Source organism: Sphingomonas sp. CL5.1 (assembly GCF_013344685.1).
GTDB lineage: Bacteria > Pseudomonadota > Alphaproteobacteria > Sphingomonadales > Sphingomonadaceae > Sphingomonas.
Genome location: NZ_CP050137.1, coordinates 2,554,515 through 2,571,895 on the forward strand (window position 1 = coordinate 2,554,515; position 17,381 = coordinate 2,571,895).

Here is a 17,381-nt window from a genome sequence, read left to right on the forward strand (position 1 = left end):
TATTACGCAAGCTTAGTATAAGTCTGCGTATCTTTGTCAAGATAGAATGCTGCGCCGCAACATCGGCGATGCGAAGGCTATAGAAATGCTCGTAAATCAGCTAGAAAGCGTTCAAACTGGTCATGGTGCAGCCAGTGTCCTGCCTGATCATAGGCAATGACACGGGCCGCCTTGAAATGCGCCGCGCGACCATCCTTGGCCGGGTTCGAAGCCCAGCTGTCGTTGCCGTAAGCAAGCAATGTCGGGCATTCGATCCGCCCCCATAGGGCATGGAGCTCCGCGTCCGTCAGGTCGAGCGGCGGCGAGGAGCGAAGATAATTGTCGAACTTCCAGCTGAACGTGCCATCCTCATTGCGATTAACGCCGTGGATCGTCAGATGCCGCGCCTGCTCCTCGGAAAGATGACGGTTCTCGGAGCGCATCCGGGCCAGTGCGTCCTCGATCGTGGCGTAACGGCGCGGCATTCGGGCGCTCATGCCGCGCCGCTCCTCGATCCAGCCGCGCCACTCGTCGGCGAGGGCGGTCGCGTTGCGTTCGTCGATGCGGTCAGACGAGAAGCCCAGCCCTTCGATCGCGACAATTTTTCGTACCCGCTCGGGGTATAACCCCGCATATCGCAATGAGATCGCTCCGCCGAGCGAATGTGCGACGATCGTGACCGGTTCCGCGCTCTGCTGATGAATGAGCTGGGCGAGGTCGCAGATATAATAGGGCATCGTATAGGCCCCGTCCGGTGACCAGGCGCTGTCGCCATGACCACGAAGATCGGGGCAGATGATATGCCAATCGTGGCGGAGCGCGCGCGCGACCCAGTCCCAGCTGCGCGCATGATCCCGTCCCCCATGAACGAGGATCAGCGTCGGTGCGCCTAGATTGCCCCAATCGAGGTAATTGAGCTTGAGGCGTTGGGACACGAAGCTGTGCGAAGTCGGGCCGATATCGTCGTCCATATTGTGATCCCTGACAGGTGAATTCCCGAGCCGTCTCAATGATTGGAGTGAGTCAGGCCATTACCGAGCCGTATCGAAATCAAGCCTACTTGTATATCTATGTTGTCTAGGTGATATACATCCCGCGCCTGTTTGAAAATGCGAATCGCCCCGAAACGAGGGTGACGCGATAGGACGAGGGGATCAGACGATGACGCTTTCATCGGTGATGCGGTGTTCGTGTTCGGTTATGTTCGCAACCTTTGCTTGCGCGCCCGCGCTGGCTCAGGCTCAGGCCGCCGGGGTTGGCCAGGAAGATGTCGCCGGTTTGCCTTCGACGAGCGCCGACGCCGCACAGCAGGGCGACATCGTCGTGACCGGTCTGCGCCGCTCCGCCACGGCGCAGGACACGGCCGCCGCGATCTCCGTGCTCAATGCCGACCAACTCGACAAGACCGGCGTACTGGGTACGGCCACGCTCCAGTTCCAGACGCCGGGTCTGCTCGTATCGCAGGATCTCGGCCTGCAGACCCAGGTCTATATCCGCGGCATCGGTTCCAACCTGCAGGGCATCGCGACCGCAAACAGCGTCTCGACCTATCTTGACGGCGTCTATCTGCCCAATACGACGCAGACCAACCAGAGCTTCAACGATATCGAGCGTATCGAGGTGCTGAAGGGGCCGCAGGCGACACTATACGGTCGTAACGCAACCGGCGGTGCGATCAACATCGTGACGCAGGAACCCTCCAGCCAGATGGAGGGCAAGGCCGACGTCAGTTACGGAAATTACAATGACGTGAATCTGCGCGGCTCGCTCTCGGGGCCGGTTGTCGACGACGTGCTGCTCGCGCGGTTCTCCGCTCAATATGAAAACCGCGACGGCTATTACCGTAACCTCTACACAGGCCACAACATTGCGAACCTGCGGATCGCTGGATTTCGCGCTGCGCTCAAGGTCATTCCAGCCAGCAATTTCGATATCATTCTGCGCGGTGATTATACCTATACGGAGAGTGGAGATTTCCTGAAACTTCGTCCTGCGACATCGGTATATTATGCCGGCAATCCCCAATATTATACCAGCGATCCACGCGCAGTATATTATGATATAGAGCCGTCACAGCCGGCGCGCGATTACGGTGTCAGCGGCACGATCCACTGGTCCACCCCGATTGGTAAGGTCACGTCGATCACCAGCGATCGCGTCTATGCCGTCGGGCCGATCTATTATGACAGCGACCAGGTGCCGCAGCCGGGAACTTACTTCCCGAACGGTGTCGGCGCGATCGGCTCCTATGTCCGGTCGAATTCGCTCTATCACGAGACTTATTTGTCGACCGACGAGAAGCGCCCACTTTCGGCGATCATCGGCGGCACATATTTCCACGAGAATGCGTCCGAGTTCAAACGTATCCTCGGGCCAAGTCTGGCACAGCCGAGAACTTTCACCGATCGCTATGCCAGAACGACAGCCTATTCGGGCTATATCGATGCCAAGCTCAAGCTGGGCCAGCTCAGCATCGTCGGCGGCATACGCTATACCACCGAAAACAGGGCATATGACTTCTACCGGACCGATCCCGTCGGCGCGCCGACCTTCAATACCCGCAAGGACAGCAAATGGTCGCCACGCATCGGCGTCGAGTTCCGGCCGAGCCCTGATCTGCTCTTGTATGCAACCGCGACGAGCGGGTTCAAGAGCGGCGGATTCAACACCGACGTGCCGACCAACAGCTTCGGTCCGGAAAGCATCTGGTCATATGAAGGCGGGCTAAAATCGACGTTCCTCGATCATCGCGTGCGCTTCAACGTCTCGGGCTTCTATTACGATTACAAGGACATCCAGGTCCTGCAATATCTCACCGTCAACGGAGTGATATCACCGATTATCACCAATGCCGGCACCGCGACATTGTACGGAAGTGATGCGACGCTCGATATCAAGGCGACGCAGAACTTTACTGTGGGTGGGGGCTTGTCCTGGCTCCATTCGGCATTCGGTTCGGCATTATTCTGCGATCCGCTCAAGGGATCGTGCACCAACACCGATCCCGCGCAGCGGCCATTCTTCGATGTCAAAGGCAATCGCCTGCCGCGCGCGCCGGAAATCTCGGCTAACTTCTACGCCGATTACAAGATCGAGCTAGGCTCGGGCGACCTGACGTTTCACGGCGATGGTTCGTATCGTTCACGCACTTATTACACGGTGTTCCAGAACCCGATCTATTCCGCGCCGGGTTTCTGGCTGTTCGGCGCCAACGTGCGCTATACCGCGTCGACCGGGTGGTTCATTGAGGCATATGGGCAAAACCTCGCCAACAAGCTCGCGGTCACCCAGATCATCAACAGTTCACCGCTGCGCAACCCGGCGACCGGCGCGATCCTTTACGGCACGGCGGCCGAATTCGACCGGTTCGCTCCGCCGCGCACTTATGGCGTTCGTATCGGGACAAAATTTTGAAGCCGGAGGCGGCAGTCTCCGAGATGGACGGGCGCGGCCTTCCCGCGCCGCGGATCGCATGGACGGCGGTGGGCGTGCTGCTGCTGCTTTATGCACTTGCCCTGATCGATCGACAGATCATTGCTCTGATGGTCGGGCCGATCAGGGCTGATCTCGGAATTTCCGACACCCAGATCGGCCTGCTGCAGGGCTTTGCCTTTGCGCTGCTATATGCGCTCTTCGGCCTGCCGCTCGGTCTGGCGGCCGATCGGCTGCCGCGTTGCCGCGTGATCTTCGCCGGCGTATTGGTCTGGGCGCTTGCGGCAACGGCATGCGGGCTGGCGCGCGATTTTTCTGAGTTGCTCACCGCTCGCGTGCTTGTCGGCGCGGGAGAGGCGGCGCTTGCACCGGCCGCCTATTCGATGCTCAGCGATCTGTTTCCGAAGAAGCGGTTGACGCTCGCTTTGGGGGTTTTCGCGGTCGGCGCGCAGCTTGGCGCTTCATCGTCGCTGGCGATCGGCGGCCTGATCGTGGAGGCGGCGAAGAACGGTGTGACATTGCCCGTTCTCGGCCACGTCAATGCATGGCGCTTCGGATTTCTGGCAACGGGCGCGCCGGGCTTGCTGCTTGCCTTCCTGATCTTTCTGGTCCCGGAGCCTGCGCGGCGCGGCGTCTCCGCCGCGCGCGGCACATGGCGTGAGCTGTTCGTCTTCCTTTTTGCGAACGGTCGTTTCTTTGCTTGCCACTTCCTCGGTTTCGGCTGCGTGATGGCGATGGCTTACTCGAGGCTCGCGTGGTTACCCGCTTATTTCACGCGCCATTTCGGATGGGCGATCGGGCAGACCGGGCTGGTGCTTGCACTGTTCGGTTTCGTGACCGGCGCGCTTTCGTTGCCGATCACCGGGGCGATCGTCGATCGTTGGTATGGGCGCGGTATCCTCGACGCGCATATGCGTTTCTATGTTTATGGAGCCATCGCGGTGACCGTAACCGGCGGCGCCTGTTTCTTGATGCCCAACCCGACGCTGTTTTTCGTTCTCTCCGCGATCGCGACGATCCCGCTGGGCATGGCGGCGATCGCGGCTGGTGCGATCCAGATCGTGACTCCGCCGCCCCTACGCGGGCGTATGTCGGCGATCTACTTGCTGTTCACGGGGCTGTTCGCGCTCACGGTGGGACCGGGGATCGTGGGGCTGTTCACCGATTTCGTGTTCAAAGCGGACGGGCTGATCCATTTGTCGCTCGCGGCGAGCACGCTGACGCTCGGCCCGATCGCGACGATGGCGTTCATCCTCGGCCTCGCGCCGATGCGCCGCGCGGTCGAGGCGATGCGCGCGCGCGGCGAGTAGGCTCAGGCCTTCACGTTCCGCCAGCTAAAGCGCGGCTGGTAGCCAATCACCGCGCCAGCCCGCGCCGAAGATAGGAGCGAGGCGTCGCCTTCCAGCCTGCTCTTGAACGGGCTCTGCGGGAAATGAGCGGCGGCCAGCTCGGCGCTGGAATGGCCGGTGATGTTGTCGGCGGCGGCGATGATCATCCGCTCATGGCCGGCGAAGGCCGCCTCCACTGCGAGCCGACACGCTTCGCCCGCATCCCGCGCATCGACATAGCCCCAGGCGTTGAACTTGCGGAAATGCGGGTTGGCGGCGGCGGCGGGCTGCTGCGCGTAATCGGTGACATCGAACACGTTCGAGAAACGCAGCGACGCGATTGAGAGGGTCTGATGCCAGCGCGTCACCTGATCGGCCATCTGCTCCCCCAGAAATTTCGCCATCGCATAGGACCAATTGGGCAGGTCGGGATGCGTCTCGTCGATCGGCAGGAAAGCCGGGGGTGTGTTGAAGGGCAGGCCGAGGATCGTCTCGCTCGATCCCCACACGATCCGCCTGATGCCGAGCCGTGCGCAGGCGGAAAAGACATTGTAGGTCGAGAGGGTGTTGACGTCGAAGACGCGCGCGTCGTCCGAGAGCCCGGGGGCGGGGATGCCCGCGAGGTGGACGACCGCATCGGGCAATTGCGGCACCGGCGCCATGCCGAACATCGTATCGATGCCCGAAAGCGCGCCGAGCACCGCGCCAAAATCGGTGCAATCCACCGCCGCGGTACGCACTCCGTCGATCGTCGCCGCGCGCAGGTCGAGGCCAATCACGCGATGTCCCGCCGCCTTCAACGCGCGCACCGCTTCACGGCCGATCTTCCCCGCGCTGCCGGTGACGGCGACGCGCATCGGCGTGCTCACGACACCACCGATACGCGGCCGCTGAACCGCGACGGGAAGCTCACGCCGGTCACCGCGTGCGGCAGGTAAGGCGCTTCGAGCGTACCGATCTCCTCGGCGCTTAACGTCACGTCGAGCGCGGCGACCGCATCGGCGAGCTGCGCGGGCTTCGATGCCCCGACGATTGGTGCGGTGATTTCAGCTTTGGCGAGCAGCCAGGCGAGCGCGACCTGCGCCGGCGGCACGCCGCGCGCGGCGGCGATCTTCAGCACCGCATCGACGATGGTCGCATCCTGGTGCGCGGTGCGTGCGTAGATCGCCTTGCCGAACTGGTCGGTTTCCGACCGGGCGGTCGTTGCGTCGAGCGGGCGCGTCAGCTTGCCGCGCGCGAGCGGACTCCACGGGATCACGCCGACGCCCATGTCGGCGCACAATGGCAGCATCTCGCGCTCCTCCTCGCGATAGATCAGGTTGACCTGCGGCTGCATCGACACGAACCGCGTCCAGCCGTGCGCGCTCGCGGTATATTGCATCTTGGAAAATTGCCACGCCGCCATCGAGGAGGCGCCGATGTAGCGCGCCTTTCCCGCCTTCACGATATCGTGCAGCGCTTCCATCGTTTCTTCGACCGGGGTGTCGGCGTCGAAGCGGTGGATCTGATAAAGATCGATATAATCGGTGCCCAGCCGCTCCAGGCTGTCGTCAACCGCCTGCAACAGCGCCTTGCGTGAAAGGCCGCCGGTGTTGGGCGCGTTGCGCCACGGAACCCACGCCTTGGTCGCGATCACCACTTCGTCGCGCCGCGCGAAATCCTTGAGCGCTCGGCCGGTGATTTCCTCCGATGTGCCGCTCGAATAGCCGTTCGCGGTATCGAAGAAGTTGATCCCGGCTTCCAGCGCCTGGCGGAAGAACGGTCGGCTCGTTTCCTCGTCGAGCGTCCATTGGTGCTGGCCTGGCTGCGGGATGCCATAGGTCATGCAGCCGAGGCACAGGCGCGACACACGAAGGCCGGTTCGTCCGAGCGTTGTATAATGCATCAGTCCTCAATCCTTATAGCGCGGGAACAGTTGCGGGTTGCGCTCCAGCGTGAACAAGCGATGGTGGGAATTGGGATAGTGCATCGCGGTCTGGCTCGCCTTGTCGAGCTGTGCGACTTCCTCTGTCGACAGCGCCCAGGTCGCCGCGGCGAGATTGTCCGCCAGTTGCTCGTCGCTGCGCGCTCCGATCAACACGGTCGAGACGCCGGGCCGTGCGAGCAGCCAGTTAAGCGCCACCTGGCTCGGTGACGCGCCGGGATGCTCGGCCGCGATCTCGAACAGCGTATCGACCACGGCCGCGCCGCGCGGCGTGTCGTAGAGTTTCAAGCCGTTGTTGAGCATCAGCCGCTGATCGGCGTCGGTGCCCTCGCCGCGGAACTTGCCCGACAGGAAGCCTTGCGCCAGCGGACTCCAGATCAGCGCGCCGATCCCCTGATCGACGCCGCAAGGGAGCAGTTCCTCCTCGGCATCGCGTACCATCAGCGAATATTGAATCTGCTGGCCGATAAAGCGCTCGGTGCCGAGTCGTTCGGCGGCCGCCGTCGCCTTCATCAACTGCCAGCCCGCGTAATTGGAGCAGCCGATATAGCGTACCTTGCCGGCGGTCACGAGATCGTCCAGCGCGCGCAGCGTCTCTGCGATCGGCACCAGCGCGTCGAAGCTGTGGACCTGATAGAGATCGATCCAGTCGGTGCCGAGCCGTTTCAGGCTGGCGTCGCACGCGTCGATCAGGTGGCGGCGCGACAGACCAGTATCGTGCGCGCCGCGCCCCATTCGACCGAACGCTTTGGTGGCGACGACCACGTTCTTACGCTTCGCCCCCAGTGCCTCGCCGAGAATCTCCTCCGAACGACCGGCCGCATAAACGTCGGCGGTGTCGAACAATGTGACGCCCGCATCGATGCACAGATCGATTTGCCGCCGCGCATCTTCGCCGCGCGTCGCGCCGACGCCGCCGAACCTGCCTTCGCCATCACTGAAGGTCATCGTGCCGAAGCCAAACACCGAAACTTCGAGGCCGCTCCTGCCGAGAAAGCGCATTTCCATCGTCTGCCGCTCCTTGATGGTTTTCTATGTTGTATAACTATGTCATCGACGTGGCTGGACGTTTCGTCAACATCAGGGGAGTAACCATGAGCCGTCCCAGGCTGCTTGTCATGAGCGAAGCGATCGAGAAGCTGGTGCGTCCGCCGGAGACGGAATTCGATATCGTCCGGCTGGAAGGGGTGGGAGATCGCGATGCCTTCCTGCGTCAGCATGGTGCGGGGATCGCCGCCGCGCTGACGTCGGGCGTGGAGCGGTTCGACCAGGCGCGCTTCGATCTACTCCCCGACCTTCGGCTGATCGCCACGATCACGGCAGGCGTATCGGGCATTGATCTCGTCGCGGCAGCGGCGCGTGGCATTGCCGTCACCAATGCCGGCGATCTGAACGCAGGTGACGTCGCCGATTTCGCGGTGACGCTGATGCTCGCGCATGCGCGTGAGGTGGTCGCCAACGATCGCTGGGTACGCGAGGATCGCTGGCCGGAAGCCCGCCGCCGTCCGGCGCGTTCGATCGCCACGCACCGGGTCGGCATCGTCGGGCTTGGTCATATCGGGCAGGCGATCGCCGCCCGACTCGCGCCGTTCGGTTGCGAGATCGCCTGGTGGGGACCTCGGCCGAAGCCCGAAGCGCCATGGCCCCGGTTCGATTCGCTCGACGAGCTTGCCGCATGGGCGACAATTCTGATCGTGGCGGCGCGCGGCGACGACAGTACGCGGGGACTCGTCACGCGAGATGTGATCGAGGCGCTTGGGCCGGAGGGGCTGATCGTCAACGTCTCGCGTGGCTTTGTCATCGACGAGCCGGCAATGATCGCTGCGTTGAAGGACCGCCGGCTCGGTGGCGCGGCGCTGGATGTTTTCGATCGTGAGCCGATCAAAGGCTCCGACTGGGCAGAGGTGCCCAATGTACTGATGGCGCCGCACGTTGCAGGGGTCACGCACGAGGCGTTCGCCGCCGTGTTCGCCGGTGCGCTCGACAACATCCGGCGGCATTTTGCCGGTCAGCCGTTGCTGCGCCGGCTGGCGTGAGCGGTCAGGCGGCGGCTTCGTTCAAGCCGAGCGCCACGTAATCCCGGATGGCTTCCGCGAAGCGCTCGGCAACCTGGCGTCGTCGTCCCTTCTCGAAATAGACCACCAGATCGGTGAGCAACACATTGTCGGTAATCGGCAGCACGATGGAACTGCCGCGTTCGTGCCGCACGCGCTGGCTGGGATACCAGTGCAAATGCGGGAGACCCCGGACATGGGCGAATTGCTCGATTGCCCTGCGGTCGGCCTCGGGAGCCGAAATCAGCTCGATACCGCGCCGCGTAAGTTCCGTGGTGATCACGTTCAGGATTTCGGCGTCCTGGCGCCCCGGTGAGATCGCCAGCTGATGCCCGCACAGATCGCCGTAGGTAATCGCCTCGCGCGATGCGAGGGGGTGATTGAGCGGAAAAGCGACATGACATTGGCGTCGCTCGATGCGGATGAAGTCCAGATCGGATCGAGCCTGTCCGGGAAGCGCGAGCGCGATGAGCGCATCAAGGCCGCCGCTGCTCAGTCGGTGATAGAGATCCTGCCGCGTGCCGTGATGGACGTCGACCTGCGTGGTCGGATTGAGTTCGAGGAAATGCTCGACCAGCCGCAGCCTTTCCTCAACCAGGAAATTGTAGCCGCCGAGCAGCAGGGTCGAGCCACGCTGACTGCGGATCAATGCAGCAGCACGATGTGCCTCGTCATGCATTTCCAGCAGACGATGGGCATATGGCATGAACAATTCGCCCTCGACCGAGAGACGGACCCGGCGCGATGTGCGGTCGAGCAGATGCAGCGAGAGCTGGTCCTCAAGTCGCTTCACCTTCTGCGACACGGCCGATTGGGCAAGGCCAAGCCGCCGGGCGGCTGCGGAAAAGGAACGCTCCTCGGCGACCGTGATGAAGCTTTTAATCTCGGATGGATCGATCATCGCGGCTCCCCTGTCGGAGTATCTAGCACGTTTCGTGATTGATTCAGTGCCTATTCGAAGATGATCACGCATGCTGACTATGGAATTTTCTTCCTCACCGGAGAGGTCGCCTGACGACCCGAGACAAGCCGGGCGAGGAGAGGGGAAATGAGAATTCCAAAGGTGCCCGCGTGCCGTTTTGCGATCGTCGCAATCCTCCTGGCGGGAAGCTCGACCCAGGCTATTGCGCAGGAGGCTACGGTTGAACCGGACGCCAAACAAGCTAGCCAGCCGGATATGGGCGATATCGTCGTTACAGCGCAGCGCCGCGAGGAACGGCTGCAGAGCGTGCCGATCTCGATCTCCGCATTCAGCGGCAAGACGCTGGAAAGCTCGGGTATCCAGTCGAGCAAGGAACTGGCGCAAGTCGTGCCGGGGTTCAACTTCGCGCAATCATCGTTTTCGCCCCAGCCGACGATTCGCGGCATCGGCACCCGTGGCGTGGGCGCCGGCGACGAATCGGTGGTGCCGGTCTATATCGACGGCGTTTACCAGCCCTTCCTGGCCTCGTCGGTGATGGAGCTGAACAATATCGACCGCATCGAGGTTCTGCGGGGGCCGCAGGGCGCGCTTCTCGGCCGCAACAGCACTGGCGGCGCGATCAACATCATTACCTCCACGCCCAGCGCCACGCCAGGCTTCAAGGCGTCGGCCAGCTACGGCAGTTACGACGAGGTGGTCCTGAAAGGATATGCGACCGGCGGTAATGACGTGATCGCGGCCGATCTTGCCGTGCTGTACAAGGATGACAACGGCTATCTGCGCAATTTGCAGGGCGGCCCCGATCGCGGCGACGTGAACAGCCTGGCGCTGCGCGGCAAGATACGTCTGACGCCGAGCGATAATTTGGAGATGACGCTGTCGCTGGCGCATAATGCGACCCGCGATACGCTGGCGACTTCCGCCCAACCGCTCAATGGCAATACCGTCGCGCGGGTTCGCAACCCTGCCGTGCTGATCCCCTCCGACCCGTTCGAGGCATCGACCAACGGCGGCGCGTCGCGTTTCCGCCAGAACAGCGGTTCGCTCACCATGGTGTATCATGGCGGAGCGGTTGACATCACATCGATCACCGGGATCGATCGATCCCGGCTCGACATCTATTCGGACAATGATGCGACCTTCGAACCGGTCTCTATCCAGGCGGTCGATTATTATTCAAGATCGATTACGCAGGAGCTCTATGCGACAGGGCATGGCGGAAGGCTCGACTGGATCGTCGGTGGCACCTATTTCAACGCCACCGCTGGCAATGACCCGTCCCAGGTCATCACCACCAGCGCGGCCGGCGTCTCGACAATTTCGACAAATATCATCTCAAAGGTGAAGACGGATTCGGTCGCGGCTTATGCACAGGGAACATATCACCTGACCGACCGGCTGCTGGTTACGGTCGGCGGGCGATACACCGATGAGGTCCGATCGTTCGGAATCACGAACCAGAATCTTCCGGCCGGCAATGAGAAATTCGGCCACCGCCGCTATACGCAATTCACCCCGAGCGGCACGATCCAGTACAAATTCGACGAAAACACCAATATCTACGCCAAGGCCGGGCAGGGGTTCAAATCGGGCATCTTCGCCTCTTCGACGTACCCTGCGGGAACCGCGCAACCGATCCCGGTCAACCCTGAAACCGTCACGCAATATGAAATCGGCACCAAATTCCGACCGTTGTCGTGGCTGCGCGGGACTTTGTCTGCCTTCTATACCGATTATACCAACCTCCAGGTCAACGTCCGTAACCCCATCACGATGGCGTCTGATCTGCAGAACGCCGGCTCTGCCGAACTATATGGTGGCGAGGCGGAACTGTTCGCCAATCCGATCGCAGGACTGAACCTGCGTTTCGGCCTTTCGCTGCTCCACGCCAAATACACCAAATATGAAATGCCCAGGTGACGACGCCAACATTGTCGGCGACCGGTATTCCGGTAGGCGGCAATACAACGATCTACATCGACGCCTCGGGCAAGAATCTCATCCGCACGCCGTTCGTGACCGTCAGCGGCGGCTTTGACTATGGTTTCGATCTCGGCGCCAGCCGGATCACCATCGCCGGCAACGCTTATTACAGCGGCAAGCAATATTGGGAGGCGAGCAATCGCGTTGTCCAGCCGGGTTATACGCTGATCAACGGCGAGCTGGGCTGGCAATCGCCCGACCGGCATTTCCGCGCCTCGGTCTGGGTGCAGAATCTGCTCAATGCCGAGCATCAACTCTACATCCTCTCGTCGGCATCCGGCGACACGCAGGTATATGCGCGGCCGCGCTCGGTGGGCGTGAAGCTGGGCGTGGAATTCTGATGCCGGCCGGGCGGGTTCTGGACCGACGCGGCGCGGACTCCGCGTTTCAGGGGGATCGCGTGCCGTCATGCTGACATCAATGAACACGATAGCGTTACACCGGCAGGGAGGCGCGACACGCGGTTATCTGGCGGGCGGCGCGATGGTCGCGCTGTTTCTTTCATTCTACGTCGTCGCCTTCATCGATCGGCAGGTCATCAACATGATGGTCAAGCCGATCCAGGCGCAGATGGGCTTCAGCGAGCTTCAGATGAGCTGGCTGATGGGGCCATCGTTCGGACTGTTCTTCGCGCTGTGCGGGCTGCTGATGGGCGGGCTGATCGATCGTTTCTCGCGCCGCTGGCTGACGACGGGGGCGATCGTCGTCTGGGGACTGGCGACGTGTCTGTGCGGTCTGGCCGGTACTTTTCCGATCCTGCTGCTCGGCCGAATGGGTGTCGGGGTCGGCGAATCCGCGCTCACCCCGGCGGCGCATTCGTTAATCACCGAGCAATTCCCCCGCGAGCGCCTTTCGACTGCGCTCGCCACCTATTCCCTGGGATCGGTGATCGGCACCGGCATTGCCACCATATTGGGCGGCCAGCTCGTTCATCTGATCGCCGAAGGCAATCCCGCTGTCGTGCCGGTGATCGGCACGGTGCAGCCGTGGCAGATGGTGTTCCTGGCGGTGGGTATCCCGACCGTGATCCTCGCGCCGCTCGCGTTGCTGGTGAAGGAGCGGATCGACCGCGGCCGGAAGAGCGTGGAGACGCAGGGGGCGGGCATGTCGATCGCGGCATTCTTCGCCTTCTGCATGAAGAACCCGCGGTTGTTCTTCGGCCTGCCGATCGCCTTCGGGATGCTCAACATCATCACCAATTCGCTGCTGTCGTGGGTCCCGACCTTCATGCAGCGTACTTATGGCTGGAACATTGCCAACATCGGGCTCGCCTGGGGAACCGAGCACATCATCGCCGGCGCGATCGGGCAGATCGGCGGCGCGATGCTGGTCGACCGGCTTTATGCGCGGGGCGTGGCGGATGCGCATGTCCGCTATCAATGGATGGGCGTGCTGATCGGCGTGCCGGCGACCATCATCGGCCTGCTGTCGGGCAATCCGTGGATTTTCCTCGGCACGATGGCGATCTACTCGGTGCTCTGTTATCCGTTTCTCGGCTACGCGGTCGCCGCGTTGCAGCTTCACACTCCGTCGCATCTGCGCGGGCGCATGTCGGCGTGGTTTTATGCTGTCATCACCGTCATCGGTTCGCTCATCGGCGCGCCGATCACCGCCTTCATCACGCAATCGGTGTTCGTCGACAAGGCCAAAATCGGGCTGTCGATGGTGACGGTGATGGCGATCTTCGCTCCCCTCGTTGTGCTGATGCTGATGTGGGTCGGCAGCAATCTGCGCGCGACGCATGCCTCCAGGGGACAATGACGCATGACATTTCCGAAGCCGCTGGCGGGTATCCGCGTGGTCGATCTCGGCCGCACTTTTGCCGCGCCATTCTGCACCCAGATGCTCGCCGATCTGGGAGCCGAGGTCATCAAGCTCGAACGCAAGACGCGCGGCGACGAGATGCGCCACTATGGGCCGCCCTTCATCAGGGATGCCACGGGGGCCGACTTGCCGCTGTCGAGCTATTTTATCGGCGCCAATCGCGGCAAGAAATCGGTCGAGGTCGATCTGTCCAAACCCGGCGCGCAGCAGATCGTACGTGATCTCGCTGCGATCAGCCACGTCATGGTCGAGAACTTCAAGGTCGGCGATCTCGCACGCTATGGGCTCGATTATGCCGCGATCCGAAAGGGTGCCCCCGACATCATCTATTGCTCGATCACCGGCTTCGGCCAAACTGGCCCTTATGCCAGCCGCCCCGGCACCGACAGCGTGTTTCAGGCGATGAGCGGAATGATGAGCATCACCGGCGAGCCGAACCAGCCGCCGACCAAGATCGGGCTGATCATCAGCGATCTCATCACCGGACTCTATGCCGCGAACGCGATACAGGCGGCGATCCGTGTACGCGAGCAGGGCGGGCCGGGCCAGCATATCGACATGGCGCTGCTCGATGTGGCGGTCGCCACCATGTCGCACCGCGCCATCGACTATCTGATGACCGGCGAAATTCCGCAGCGGCTTGGCACCTCCGCTTCGGGATCGGCGCCAGCGCAAACCTTCGCCTGCAAGGACGGCATGATCAATATCCAGGCGAGCGCGGAGGATAAGTATCGCATCTTCTGCGGCGTGCTCGATCGCCCCGATCTCGTGGCGGACCCGCGCTTCCAGACCCGCGCCGACCGGTTCATCCATGTCGCCGAACTGGAGCGCGAGATCACGCGGACGCTGGCCGACTGGAAGCTGACCGACCTTTACGAGACGCTCGTCGCCGCAAATATCATCTGCTCGCCGATCTACACCGTCGACCAATGCTTTGCCGATCCGCAGGTAGTAAGTCGCGGTCTGGCGCAAACGGCGGTCAACAGCGCGGGCGCGGTCATGCCGATGATCGCCAATCCGATCCGCTTCTCGGAAACACCGATACAGGATGTCGCGCCACCGCCCCGGCTGGGTGAGAGCAGCGACGAGGTGCTGCGCGGACTGCTCGGATATTCAGACGGAACGATGGCCGCGCTTCGCGCCGAGGGGGCTATCTGACGGATTCGCAAACGGCCGGGTTGCCGGCAAACCTCTGGAATTGTTCATGACGGAATATGACGACATCATCGTTGGGCGAGCAGGCCGAATTGGAACGCTCACTTTCAATCGTCCGGAAAAGGGCAATACGCTGCGGCCGCAGACGCTCGCGGAGGTTTGCTGCGGACTGGACGAGTTGATCGCCGATCCCGAGGTTCGCGCGATCGTGCTCGCGGCGACGGGCAAGCACTTCTGCGCCGGCGCGGATTTCAGCTTCCTCGACGAGCTGACGCGGATGCCCGCGAGCGATATCAAGGCGCAGATCTACGCGCATTTCCAGGGAGCGGCGAAGCGTCTCTATACTTGCTCCAAGCCCACGCTCGCGCTGGTGCAGGGCGCGGCGGTCACGGTCGGATGCGAGCTTGCGCTGGCCTGCGATTTCCGCATCGTCGCTGAGACTGCTTTCTTTCAGGAGAGCTGGATCAAGCTCGGCATCATGCCGCCGCTTGGTGGGCTGTTCCTCTTGCCTCGCCTTGCCGGGCTCGGACGCGCATCGCAGATGGTGCTGCTCGGACAGGCGGTGAAGGCTGTTGAAGCCGAGCGGATCGGACTCGCCGGAGAAGTCGTCCCCGTCGACATGCTCGCTGGGCGCGGCGCGGCCTTTGCGGAGGAACTGGCTGCGATCGCACCGCTTGCCTACGCATCGGTCAAGGAAGCGCTGCACCGCGGCCTCGAAACATCGATGGAGGCCGAATGGTCGGCCAATCTTCTTAATCAGGCGCTTCTGCTCGGCACGGAGGATTTCAGGGAGGGGTTGGACGCGGTCAAGGCCAAGCGCGCGCCGGTGTTCGGCGCCAGGTAGCGTTGGCAGCGGCTGGGGCAATGGCTTGACGCAAGTCAGCGCGCTTGCACGGTCGCAGTCATTGTCGGCGGCCGATTTTTTGGTGTGAAACCTCGCGCCTTCCGCATGGCCGCCCGCGCACGCAATGCCTTTGAGTAACTGTTGTTGCACTTGGTAATATAAGTGTGCAAAACAACCCGCCTGGAATGTGTTGACCGCCATCGACATCAGCGGATCGCGCAGCATCAGGACGGCTGGAGGGATCGCATCGTAATGGCACTCATCACCGCAAAACTTCGCGCGATCATGGCGCTCGATCCCCAGCGTGCCGAGATCGATTTCAAGCGGCAGGATTATAGCTGGGGTGATCTCGCCCGCACCGTCGGTGCGATCGAAGCAGCGCTCGATACCATGGGGCTTCCGTCCGAAGCGTGCGTCGGCACATTGCTGCGCAACCGGCCGGGGCATATCGCGGCGATCCTCGCGATCCTTTCGACTGATCGATGTCTCGTCACGCTCAATCCGCTGCTGCCGGATGCAAAGCTTTTCGACGACGTGCGCGGATTGGATCTGCCCGTCATCGTGGCAGACGAAGAGGATATCGCGCGTGCCGGATTCCTCAATGCGGTTGCCTTGGCCGGCAGCGCGGTGATTGCGATCGACGGACGGCTAGAAGGCGTGCGGGTGCTTGATGCTCACGCCCAGCCGCGAATGCCGATCCGCACCGCGCCGGGGATAGCGATCGAGATGCTGACGAGCGGCACGACGGGTGCACCGAAGCGCGTGCCACTGAGCCGCGTGGCCTTCGATGCGAGCTTTGCCGGTTTCACGAGCTATGAGCGCGGAAGATCATTCGAGGATCGGCCGCAATTGCGCTCGGGCGTGGTGATGGTCACCAACCCCCTGACGCATATCGGTGGTATCTATGGCTGCATCGGCGCACTGATGGCGGGGCGCCGGATCGCGCTGCTCGAGAAATTCTCGGTCGCCGATTGGGTGGACGCCGTCCGTCGCAACCGGCCGAAGGTGGCCCCCGCCGTACCCTCAGCAGTGCGAATGCTGCTCGAAGCGAATGTCGACCCAGCGGATCTTGCCAGCCTCTCCGCGATGATAAGCGGCACTGCGCCGCTTCCGCCGGAACTGGTGGACGCATTTTACGAGAAATACGGCGTACCGATCCTCGGCAATTATGGCGCGACTGAGTTCGCCGGCGCGGTCGCTGGATGGACGATCGATGATTTTCGCGCGCACTGGCGTGACAAGCGTGGGTCGGTAGGCCGCGTCCATGGCAATGTCGCCGCCCGGGTAGTGGACGCCGGGACCGGGGTCGAACTGCCGCATGGCACTGAGGGGCTGCTCGAACTCAAGGGGGATCAACTCGGGCCGTCCTATGCGATGGATGGCGATCGCTGGCTGCGCACCACCGACCGGGCGATGCTCGATGCCGACGGTTTCCTTTATATCCGCGGCCGCGCCGACAATGCGATCATCCGAGGTGGTTTCAAGGTTCATCCCGACGATGTCGCGGCGGTGCTCAACCAGCATCCCGCGATCCGTGAGGCTGCGGTCGTAGGCGTGCCGGACGAAAGGCTGGGGGCCGTACCCGCTGCGGCGGTGATCCTGAAAGAGGATGCGGAAGAACCCGACGTAGCGGTATTCAGGAACTGGCTCCGGGAGCGGCTCATTCCATATCAGGTTCCGGTCCATATCCGGTTCGTTGCTGATTTTCCGCGTACACCGTCGATGAAACCTTCAACGCCCGGCCTTCAGAAGCTTTTCCGCGCGTGATCCGTCGACCGGCGAGGCAGAACGCGGAATGAGAGTTTTTTATCTTTGGCGGCGGGGGACTGATCGGGGGGATGCGGCGCGCGCAGTGGTCGCGAGCGGGCACACCAGCGTCAGTCTCGCATGCGGCGGAAACCACGAAATCGCTTGGGATGATTATCTCCATCTCTCG

Annotated in this window: 14 protein-coding genes; 9 read left to right on the forward strand and 5 right to left on the reverse strand. The window is 62.4% G+C overall.

What is annotated here, in order from left to right; translation table 11 throughout:
• Positions 1–77: 77 nt before the first annotated feature.
• Positions 78–950, reverse strand: a complete 873-nt coding sequence (locus F9288_RS12365; RefSeq protein WP_174837071.1) for an alpha/beta fold hydrolase — start codon at positions 948–950, stop codon at positions 78–80.
• 190 nt (positions 951–1,140) lie between these two features.
• Between F9288_RS12365 and F9288_RS12370 the strand changes: the two genes are divergently transcribed.
• Positions 1,141–3,393 carry a TonB-dependent receptor gene (locus F9288_RS12370; RefSeq protein ID WP_174837072.1) on the forward strand — a complete coding sequence of 751 codons (2,253 nt, stop codon included), beginning with the start codon at positions 1,141–1,143 and terminating at the stop codon, positions 3,391–3,393.
• Between the two features lie 23 nt (positions 3,394–3,416).
• Positions 3,417–4,721 (forward strand): MFS transporter, encoded by a 1,305-nt coding sequence (locus F9288_RS12375; RefSeq protein ID WP_174837073.1) that lies wholly within the window; start codon positions 3,417–3,419, stop codon positions 4,719–4,721.
• 2 nt (positions 4,722–4,723) lie between these two features.
• Here the strand turns inward: F9288_RS12375 and F9288_RS12380 are convergent, their stop codons facing one another.
• The 3 genes from F9288_RS12380 to F9288_RS12390 are packed head-to-tail and all read right to left on the reverse strand — an operon-like array spanning position 4,724 to position 7,671.
• Entirely contained in the window at positions 4,724–5,608 is an 885-nt protein-coding gene (locus F9288_RS12380; RefSeq protein WP_174837074.1) for an NAD(P)-dependent oxidoreductase, read from the reverse strand.
• A complete protein-coding gene (locus F9288_RS12385; RefSeq protein ID WP_174837075.1) occupies positions 5,605–6,624 on the reverse strand; it encodes an aldo/keto reductase in 1,020 nt (339 codons plus the stop codon). The genes F9288_RS12380 and F9288_RS12385 overlap by 4 nt, the downstream gene beginning before the upstream one ends.
• 6 nt (positions 6,625–6,630) lie before the next feature.
• Positions 6,631–7,671: an aldo/keto reductase gene (locus tag F9288_RS12390; RefSeq protein ID WP_174837076.1), complete on the reverse strand. Its 1,041-nt coding sequence runs from the start codon at positions 7,669–7,671 to the stop codon at positions 6,631–6,633.
• An 86-nt stretch (positions 7,672–7,757) separates the two neighbouring features.
• On the opposite strand from F9288_RS12390, the gene F9288_RS12395 reads away from it, so the two are divergent.
• On the forward strand, positions 7,758–8,699 hold the full coding sequence (locus F9288_RS12395) for a 2-hydroxyacid dehydrogenase (RefSeq protein ID WP_174837077.1): 942 nt from the start codon (positions 7,758–7,760) through the stop codon (positions 8,697–8,699).
• A gap of 4 nt (positions 8,700–8,703) precedes the next feature.
• On the opposite strand, the gene F9288_RS12400 is transcribed toward F9288_RS12395, so the two are convergent.
• Positions 8,704–9,618, reverse strand: coding sequence for a LysR family transcriptional regulator (locus tag F9288_RS12400; RefSeq protein ID WP_174837078.1), 915 nt, complete (start codon positions 9,616–9,618; stop codon positions 8,704–8,706).
• Positions 9,619–9,765: 147 nt separating this feature from the next.
• Here F9288_RS12400 and F9288_RS12405 point away from each other — a divergent pair, with 147 nt between their 5' ends.
• The 6 genes from F9288_RS12405 to F9288_RS12430 all read left to right on the forward strand — a co-directional run bounded on the left by F9288_RS12405 (position 9,766) and on the right by F9288_RS12430 (position 17,212).
• Positions 9,766–11,559 (forward strand): TonB-dependent receptor, encoded by a 1,794-nt coding sequence (locus F9288_RS12405; protein WP_174837079.1) that lies wholly within the window; start codon positions 9,766–9,768, stop codon positions 11,557–11,559.
• Complete coding sequence (locus F9288_RS12410; RefSeq protein ID WP_174837080.1) at positions 11,556–11,963, forward strand: TonB-dependent receptor; 408 nt, start codon at positions 11,556–11,558, stop codon at positions 11,961–11,963. Before F9288_RS12405 ends, F9288_RS12410 begins: the two co-directional genes overlap by 4 nt.
• A gap of 79 nt (positions 11,964–12,042) precedes the next feature.
• Positions 12,043–13,383, forward strand: coding sequence for an MFS transporter (locus F9288_RS12415; protein WP_174837081.1), 1,341 nt, complete (start codon positions 12,043–12,045; stop codon positions 13,381–13,383).
• Positions 13,384–13,386: 3 nt separating this feature from the next.
• Positions 13,387–14,604, forward strand: coding sequence for a CaiB/BaiF CoA-transferase family protein (locus tag F9288_RS12420; protein ID WP_174837082.1), 1,218 nt, complete (start codon positions 13,387–13,389; stop codon positions 14,602–14,604).
• Positions 14,605–14,650: 46 nt separating this feature from the next.
• Complete coding sequence (locus tag F9288_RS12425) at positions 14,651–15,445, forward strand: enoyl-CoA hydratase/isomerase family protein (protein ID WP_174837083.1); 795 nt, start codon at positions 14,651–14,653, stop codon at positions 15,443–15,445.
• 252 nt (positions 15,446–15,697) lie between these two features.
• Positions 15,698–17,212, forward strand: coding sequence for a class I adenylate-forming enzyme family protein (locus F9288_RS12430; RefSeq protein WP_174837084.1), 1,515 nt, complete (start codon positions 15,698–15,700; stop codon positions 17,210–17,212).
• The last annotated feature ends 169 nt before the right edge of the window (positions 17,213–17,381 follow it).

Excerpts from the sequence above, each read along its gene's own strand:
- F9288_RS12375 (WP_174837073.1), top strand. The coding sequence starts at position 3,417 with ATGGACGGGCGCGGCCTTCCCGCGCCGCGGATCGCATGGACGGCGGTG.
- F9288_RS12365 (WP_174837071.1), bottom strand. The coding sequence starts at position 950 with ATGGACGACGATATCGGCCCGACTTCGCACAGCTTCGTGTCCCAACGC.
- F9288_RS12390 (WP_174837076.1), bottom strand. The coding sequence starts at position 7,671 with ATGGAAATGCGCTTTCTCGGCAGGAGCGGCCTCGAAGTTTCGGTGTTT.
- F9288_RS12415 (WP_174837081.1), top strand. The coding sequence starts at position 12,043 with ATGAACACGATAGCGTTACACCGGCAGGGAGGCGCGACACGCGGTTAT.
- F9288_RS12395 (WP_174837077.1), top strand. The coding sequence starts at position 7,758 with ATGAGCCGTCCCAGGCTGCTTGTCATGAGCGAAGCGATCGAGAAGCTG.
- F9288_RS12405 (WP_174837079.1), top strand. The coding sequence starts at position 9,766 with ATGAGAATTCCAAAGGTGCCCGCGTGCCGTTTTGCGATCGTCGCAATC.
- F9288_RS12425 (WP_174837083.1), top strand. The coding sequence starts at position 14,651 with ATGACGGAATATGACGACATCATCGTTGGGCGAGCAGGCCGAATTGGA.
- F9288_RS12370 (WP_174837072.1), top strand. The coding sequence starts at position 1,141 with ATGACGCTTTCATCGGTGATGCGGTGTTCGTGTTCGGTTATGTTCGCA.
- F9288_RS12385 (WP_174837075.1), bottom strand. The coding sequence starts at position 6,624 with ATGCATTATACAACGCTCGGACGAACCGGCCTTCGTGTGTCGCGCCTG.
- F9288_RS12400 (WP_174837078.1), bottom strand. The coding sequence starts at position 9,618 with ATGATCGATCCATCCGAGATTAAAAGCTTCATCACGGTCGCCGAGGAG.
- F9288_RS12430 (WP_174837084.1), top strand. The coding sequence starts at position 15,698 with ATGGCACTCATCACCGCAAAACTTCGCGCGATCATGGCGCTCGATCCC.
- F9288_RS12420 (WP_174837082.1), top strand. The coding sequence starts at position 13,387 with ATGACATTTCCGAAGCCGCTGGCGGGTATCCGCGTGGTCGATCTCGGC.